Origin of the sequence: Coleofasciculus sp. A1-SPW-01 (genome assembly GCF_040217205.1) — a bacterium.
Taxonomy (GTDB): Bacteria; Cyanobacteriota; Cyanobacteriia; order Cyanobacteriales; family Coleofasciculaceae; genus Coleofasciculus; species Coleofasciculus chthonoplastes_A.
The window spans coordinates 66,211-73,954 of record NZ_JAVJNP010000050.1 but is presented as its reverse complement, the minus strand read 5'-3'; the positions used below and the strand labels follow the sequence as shown (position 1 = coordinate 73,954).

Here is a 7,744-nt window from a genome sequence, read left to right as displayed (position 1 = left end):
ATTCCCCGACGTGATTGACTTTGCCTGCATCTGACCATGACACCCTGTCTCAGACTCCGTATTTCTACTGATAGTAAAATTAAGCCAGATGGAGAAATGCGATCGCTACCGTAGAATTACGGAAATTTGGCGCTTATGACAGGCTTCAACCCGTCAATGTCTGATCATCACTTACCGCGAACACTGGGTTCACAGAACCTGATTCGTAAATTATTTGTAACACAAACGACAGCCTTTAATCATCGAAACGTAAACTTCTATGTCATTTACTTGTGCTTTCCCGCAAAGGTGATTACATTAGAAATTGAAGCCTAAAGGCTTACTAATGACAGAAGTTGAACTGACAAAATCAAATTAGGAGGTATAAAACCGACTGATAAATTTCATTTCTATTTCCTCATTGACAAGTAACAGCAACACTCAACAAATTGCTGAGATTTCCTAAAATTGTAAACTAGGGAGATTAAGCACTCAAAACTAAATTTTTAGTGCCACTCCAGATAGAATTAACTTAAACAGGAAATCATTCAAGCAAGCTAGTTTTGAGAGTTGCTGTTACTTTATCGTTTGTCATTCGTCATTCGTCATTCGTCGTACTCGCTTCTCTTCACGCTAGCGCAGTTTTCAACGCAGACTTAATAAATTATAGAACCCTTCTTTTTTGGACTTTGGACAAAACGCGATCGCTTAACCCAGTTGGATGTGCAGTTGGCACATATTCTATTTTTTCCACAAGTCTCTTAAATAACGGAAAATCGATCATGATTTATTTGGACTCGGCATTAGTCAGTGAAGCGAAAACTGTAGAAAATTGGGGATGGGTCAAGGGAATCACCACAAATCCGACACTGCTTGCCAAAAGTGATTTACCACCAGAAACAGCCTTAAAACAACTCGCGGCAATTAGTCCAGGAGAACTGTATTATCAACTCATGGCAACCGACTTTCAGGGGATGGTAACAGAAGGACGAAAAGCCTTTGACATAATTGGGGATAAAACAGTGCTGAAAGTTCCGGCTACAGCCGTAGGATTTCAGGTTGTCGCCCATCTATCTCCAGAGATTCCCTGTTCAGTCACTGCCATTTATAGCGCCGCCCAAGCCGCCGTTGCTACAGAAGCGGGAGCCAAATATGCGATCGCCTACGTGAATCGCGCCACTCGTTTACTAGGGGATGGTTTGGCTTTGGTGCAAGAAATGGCAACTATCCTCAAAGATAGTTCCACGGAAATTCTAGCCGCAAGTCTCAAATCACCAGCAGAAGCGGCGGGGGCTTTAATCGCTGGGGCGGATCATCTGACGCTACCGCTAGAGATGTTGAATGCGATGACAACTCACAATTTATCGGAGCAAACCATTGATGAATTTGCCCAAAAAGGGCGAGGATTGGTGTAGCTGGGGGAGCTGAGGGAGATGGGCGAGATGGGAAAGCAGAGACGTTCCGATGAAACATCTTTTGTAGGGGCGGGTTTTACCACTAACGTTTCGTGTTCATCCTGATATAACTAAACCCGCCCCGACCTAACTGCGCTTTGCTGTACGAATGGATAACGGCATGAGTTTGTCGTACCAAGTTGCCTCTCAAAGCGTTAATCTGACACGTCGGAACACAACTTGGTCTTAGGAATCGTTATTTTACCGTTCGGTATTCTTGCTGAAGGATGTTCGCTTGTCAACTTCAGGTATTTCAGGTGTTTCTGGCTTAACGTCAACCTGAGTCACTTCTGTTTCTGCGACGTTTTTTCCCACAGCAGTGACAGGTTTTGCCGCGACTACCGCCGTTGGATCGGGTTCCACAATAATACGTTCTTGTTTTTCCACTACCTTACCATCTTGATTCTTCTGATTCGATGGCTTTGCTTTCTCTGCCTTGTCTTGAACGTTATCGGCTGCACCCATCGCCGCATTTTTGGCTTGGTCGGCTTTACTCTGGAGTGAGGGTTTAGCCTTCTCAGCCGCATCTTGAATCTTGTCGGCTGTCTTCACCGCAGCACTTTTGGTTTTGTCGGCTTGACTTTCAATAGCTGGCTTAGCCTTTTCAGCCGCATCTTGAATCTTGTCGGCTGTCTTCACCGCAGCACTTTTCGCTTGATTAGCGGCATTTTCAATCGCTGGCTTGGCTTGTTCAGCCGCACCTTGCACTTTGTTGGCTGCCTGTTCCGCAGCACCTTTAAGTTTATCTGGTGCATCTTCCGGGGTAGCCTTAGCCGTCAAACCACCCGCTACAGCGCCTGTAACAGCACCCACAACGGCGCCTCGTTTGCCAGCCACTTGACTACCAACTACAGCACCAACGGCTGCGCCAACTACCCCAGCGCCAACTACACCCTTGCCTTGATTATCTTGATTGTCTTTATTGGACGAAGATTCATCGGGTTGATTGACAGTGGGTTCAATCGGTTGATTATTGTTATCCAAAAATTGCTTATTACTATCCATGTAAAGTTATCCTCCTTTATCGATATTGAATACTGAATGTTCCCTCTTCGGGTTTAAGGCTCTCTTGTATCTTTCTTCAAGTTACCAATCCGCCGTTATCGCTGACGCCAAGCTAAAGGAGGATATTACGCTATCTGGAGTCAGTCGATAGATACATTTCAGGAGGGAACAGGGAATAGGTGAGAAAATTAGCGCTTCCAGAGTTTGAGGGGTTGCAGGATTTTGGCAATCCAACGGACGGTTCCGGGTTCGGTTAAAATTCCCTGAGTGGGACTGAATAGAAATGCCAGAATAAAGAAAATAAAGACAACCATGACGATCGCAGGTCCCGATGGCAAGTCCAGGTGATAGCTTAAATACATCCCCGTGACACCCGCCATTACACCAATTATTGCCCCTAATCCCATCATCTGATGCAATTCTTTGACTAAAAGATAGGCAGTAATGGCAGGACCAACGAGAAGGGAGATAACCAGTAGCACGCCCACAGTTTGCATACTGGCGACAATCGTTAAGGTAATGGCGCAGACGAAGCCGAAATACATGGTGGTGACGGGTAAACCACTGGCTTGAGCGCCGAGGGGGTCAAAGGTGTAGAAAAGGAGTTCTTTGTAAAACAGTTTGGTTAACAGTAAAACGATGACGGTAATGATTAGCGTATGCCAGACATCGCTGGTTCTGACGCCTAAAATGTCACCAAATAGAATAGAACTAAGGTCAAATTGGTTCGTTTCTAAGAGAGTAATTAGGATGACTCCCAAGCCTAAAAAGCTGGTTAAGGTTAACGCCATGGCTGCATCTACCTTAACTCGCGATCGCTGATGAATACCAGCCACCACTAAAGCACTCAATGTCCCGGCTACAAACGCTCCCAGAGACAGGAATTGTTCCCCCACAAAAAAGGCGATTGATAGTCCAGGTAAAACAGCATGGGCGATCACATGAGCGATCATGATCATCTGTTGCACAATCAAATAACTCCCCACAACTGCCCCTAAAATTCCCAGCAGCAACGCAATCGCTATGGCGTCACGCATATATCCCCACTGCAGCGGTTCAATTAACCAATCCCACATCCTATCCACCTCACTTATTCTTAATTTATTATTTACTATTAATATTTCATTGAAATCTGTATTATGCTACCTTTAGCCTTGCCGTATGTCAATTTTGGCTGATTGTTAAGTAGGTGGACACGATTAAAGTTAACTGTTGAGATTAGACGACAACCAGGCTCATGAGTTTCCCATAAGCTTTTTTGAGATTTTCAGTTGTCAATACTTCTGACTTTGACCCCACAGCAATTAACTCTTTATTTAAAAGTAATACTTGATCATACTGCTCTAGAGTTTCCCCCAAATCATGACTAATAACCAATACCATTTTATTCTGAAACTTTAAGTCTTGAAAAATTTCAAAAATAATCTCTTCTGTCTTTTGATCAATCCCCGCAAACGGCTCATCAAAAAAAAACAACTCCGCCTGTTGCGCCAGCGCCCTTGCTAAAAATACTCGTTGTTGTTGTCCTCCCGAAAGTTCACCAATTTGACGATGGCGATACTCAAACAAGCCCACCCGTTCTAATGCATCCTGAACAATCTCCTGGGATTGACGAGACGGATGTTTAAACCAACCCGTGTGGATAGTGCGCCCCATCATCACGACATTCCAGACTGTAACCGGATAATTCCAGTCAATTTGGGTGCGCTGCGGTACATAGGCGACTCGTTTGCGCTGACTTTTTAGGGGTTTGTCGTGAAAGGTTGCTTCTCCTCTGGTGAGGGGAATGAGTCCCAGAATCGCCTTAATAATCGTACTTTTCCCAGCACCGTTGGGTCCCAATAGCACCGTTAACTGTCCCGGTTGGATGGAAAACGAAACACCGGAGATTGCCCAGGTATTTCGGTAGTTGACCGCCAAATCATGAACTTCGAGCATTACAACCTGTCTGTGAGAATGACTACCATTAACAAATTCTGCTTTCAGCTTATCGGATAATGATTCCCCCGATATCACATCAAGCGCCTTGGGTAAGGATAGGGAAGCTGGGGGAGCTGGGGAGCCTGGGGGAGCTGGGGAGCCTGGGGGAGAGGAAACTGTCGCCATTGGGGTCAACTCTAATATTAGAATGATTATCATTATAATAATCTCTCGGTTAAAGGAGCTTGACTATGCTAAAGTATCTATCGAGCCAAACCCTGAACGGTTGGAAGAGTAAGGTGTTGGCATTAGCGATCGCACTGACAGGGTGTGTTCAAACCAACCAGACAACGGTTTCGCCAACAGAGAATGGGACATCAGGTAAGAAACCCAGTGTAGTGGTGTCTCATCGCGTCCTTTGCGATTTAACTGAAGAAATTGCCCAAGACACCATTCAACTCAACTGTTTATTAGATCCGAACCAAGATCCTCACACCTACCGATCAACCCCATCCCATCGGAAAGCCGTTGAAACCGCACAACTGATCCTTTATGGTGGCTATGATGGAGAACCCGGTGTTGAGGGATTAATTGAAGCCAGCAATACATCAGCCCCTATCGTTGCTGTATTTGAGGAAGCTGTCCCCAATCCCCTGGAGGGAGAAGCACATCACCATAACCATAATGGAGATCATCATGATCACGGGGAAAAGGAACAGGTTGAACACTCAGATCATGAAGAAAACCATGCCGCAGATAAGGGGGAAAACGTTCCCGATCCCCATGTTTGGCATGATGTGCAAAATAGCATAGCGATGGTCGATGTGATTCGGAACCAACTGACAGAGATTAATCCCGATCAGGCTGACCTTTATGCAGAAAATGCCCAACAGTTAACCAGCCAACTCGACCAGTTAGATACCTGGGTCAATGCCCAAGTGGAAACAATTCCCTCAGGAAAACGTAAAATTGTCACCACTCATGACGCCTTGGCGTATTACGTCAACGCTTATGGATTTGAGGCGGCGGAATCGTTGCAAGGACTCAGTACCGAAGAAACCCCCTCAGCCGCACGGGTCAAGGAATTGGTAGGAACCATTGAACAAGCCAAGGTTCCCACGATTTTTGTGGAAACCACAACCAATTCCACCGCCATTGAGACTGTGGCTCGGGAAGCGAATGTCAAGGTTTCTGACCAAAAACTGTTTGTTGGTAGTCTAGGTGCAGCAAATAGTGACACAGGAACCTATATCGGAATGATGACACACAATACCTGCGCGATCGCGAAAGGTTTGGGCGGAACCTGTACTCCGTTGAACGCACCACAGCTAAATTAAAAATTCTGATTACAGTAGGAGTCGGGGCAACCCTAGTTCAAAATAGCTATCCTCTGATATCGGGAAAAACTTGATAAACATTGAGTGACTGTTTGCGTCCTCTAAGTTGCACCAGCCCAATGAATTGAATCAGAAAATAGTCTTTAATATAGTGGTAAGTTTCTTCATTGATTAAAATCCGACAAATCCCGCCATCAATTGATTTGTCATAACTCTCCAATCGAGCCGCAATATTGACACTATCACCAATGGTTGTATAATTTAGCCGTTGCTGAGACCCTAAACTCCCAGCTACAACTGTCCCTGTAGCAATTCCAACTCTCATCGCCGCCGTGGGAAGCCCTTGGATTTTCCATTGTTGGTTGAGTTGTTCAAGTTTTGCAGCCATGTTCAATGCACAACGAACCGCTGCGATCGCATCTTGGGCAATTGCTTCGGGTGTGGTGCTGGGAATGGGAACGCCAAACACCGCCATAACTGCATCGCCAATAAATTTATCTAGGACGCCATCATGGTCTAGTACACTTTGAGACATGGCTTTCATATAATCGTTCAGCCAAACCATCAGGACTTCAGGGTTAGTCCGTTCGGTAATTCCGGTAAAGCCTTTAATATCTGTAAATAGCACCGTTGCAGTTAGTTGTTGTCCGGTGATCTGTCCTTCTTTGAGGAGTTGATGGCGATCGCGCCAAACCGCTTGGGCGAGTTTAGGAGTCACATGTTGTCCTAAAAGATTCATTACGGCTTGTCTGTCTTCCCGTTCAATGCAGGCGAGATAAGCTGTAATCGCTATTTCTGACCCAATTAGGGCAAGTAATGGGGGAATTAGGGGAATCCACCATCCTTGCAAAAAAGCCAGGTATGAACCGCCTACGAGAACCGTACTCAACAGCAGAATACTAACCGCTAGATAGCGCATTCGCAGGAATGTCCAGCTAGAAATAGCACCCACACTCGACCAAAAGACGATCCACAACCCTTCGACGGGTTCAGACAAAACTTTGATCGGGGAACGCCCATCTAATGCTGCACTCAAGAGTTGACTGGTAATCTGGGCATGGATGTCTACACCGTACTCTGCCGTGAGATAACTATTACTGTAAGGTGTGAAGAAAATATCCTTAAGACTGGCGGCTTTGACCCCAATTAAAACAATGCGATCGCGCATCAAATTGGCGGGTATTTTATTCTCTAGAACCTCTGTCAGTGATACGGTTGGAAATGGGTTGCAGCGTTGGGAGTGCTGTTGACATTGAGGGCGACGATAATTTAATAGAATCTGATACCCTCCTGTATCGGCGTTAATGTAACCGCCATCATTGGGTTGCATGGGAACAAATACAGCTTTCCCTAAACTCACTTTGCCTAGCGCTGGGTCAATCGGTTGCAATGTAATCCCTTTATTTTCTAAATACATCAACGCTAATCGAACGGGCAGACTGTATAGTTCTTGACTTGATGTACCCGTTTGATTATTGTCCTGTCTAATCGATAGCAAAGCCCGACGCACCCGACCATCGTCATCTAATAAAACATCAATCGCACCCACCTGATTGCGTTCTTTTAATATTGGTGGTGCATTAACCGTTGTACCATATTTATCCCCTAGAACTTTCTGGACACCCATTAAATTTGGTGTCGAAGTAAACACCTGAACCAAGTCTTGATGACCCGGTTCCACTGGTAAATCTCGATAAATATCTAAACCAATGGCGCTAGGCTGTTGGGCTTTGATATTGCGGAGTAATTGGGCTAATGTGGCATCCGATAATGTCCATTGCTTTAAGGTTTGAATATCTGGCTCATCAATAGCGACAATAACAATACGCTGATCCATGGTTTCCCTAGGACGCCAGCGTAAAAATTGGTCATAGGCTGTCCATTCCCATAACTGTAACCCTCCCATTGAACGCAATGCCAGGACTAATCCAGTGATGGTTGGGACTGTAATTAATACTCCACGCCATTGCCAAAGAAGCTGTCTCAGATTTTTGAACATTTTTGAGTTATTGGTGCTTGATCCGGCTTGTGTATTCCCAATAACTGATA

The 7,744-nt window shown here is 45.3% G+C and carries 6 protein-coding genes; 2 read left to right on the top strand and 4 right to left on the bottom strand.

Features of this window, described 5'->3' with window-relative positions; genetic code table 11:
* The first annotated feature begins 761 nt into the window (after positions 1–761).
* Positions 762–1,394, top strand: coding sequence for a transaldolase family protein (locus tag RH949_RS08940; protein WP_446352609.1), 633 nt, complete (start codon positions 762–764; stop codon positions 1,392–1,394).
* 240 nt (positions 1,395–1,634) lie between these two features.
* Here the strand turns inward: RH949_RS08940 and RH949_RS08935 are convergent, their stop codons facing one another.
* From RH949_RS08935 to RH949_RS08925, 3 genes are all read right to left on the bottom strand, one after another.
* Entirely contained in the window at positions 1,635–2,438 is an 804-nt protein-coding gene (locus RH949_RS08935; RefSeq protein WP_006103643.1) for a hypothetical protein, read from the bottom strand.
* Positions 2,439–2,626: 188 nt separating this feature from the next.
* Positions 2,627–3,514 carry a metal ABC transporter permease gene (locus RH949_RS08930; protein ID WP_006103720.1) on the bottom strand — a complete coding sequence of 296 codons (888 nt, stop codon included), beginning with the start codon at positions 3,512–3,514 and terminating at the stop codon, positions 2,627–2,629.
* A 142-nt stretch (positions 3,515–3,656) separates the two neighbouring features.
* Positions 3,657–4,376, bottom strand: a complete 720-nt coding sequence (locus tag RH949_RS08925; RefSeq protein WP_446352613.1) for a metal ABC transporter ATP-binding protein — start codon at positions 4,374–4,376, stop codon at positions 3,657–3,659.
* A gap of 233 nt (positions 4,377–4,609) precedes the next feature.
* On the opposite strand from RH949_RS08925, the gene RH949_RS08920 reads away from it, so the two are divergent.
* On the top strand, positions 4,610–5,695 hold the full coding sequence (locus RH949_RS08920) for a metal ABC transporter solute-binding protein, Zn/Mn family (protein ID WP_446352608.1): 1,086 nt from the start codon (positions 4,610–4,612) through the stop codon (positions 5,693–5,695).
* A gap of 46 nt (positions 5,696–5,741) precedes the next feature.
* Here the strand turns inward: RH949_RS08920 and RH949_RS08915 are convergent, their stop codons facing one another.
* Complete coding sequence (locus RH949_RS08915) at positions 5,742–7,694, bottom strand: CHASE2 domain-containing protein (RefSeq protein ID WP_446352607.1); 1,953 nt, start codon at positions 7,692–7,694, stop codon at positions 5,742–5,744.
* Between the last annotated feature and the right edge of the window lie 50 nt (positions 7,695–7,744).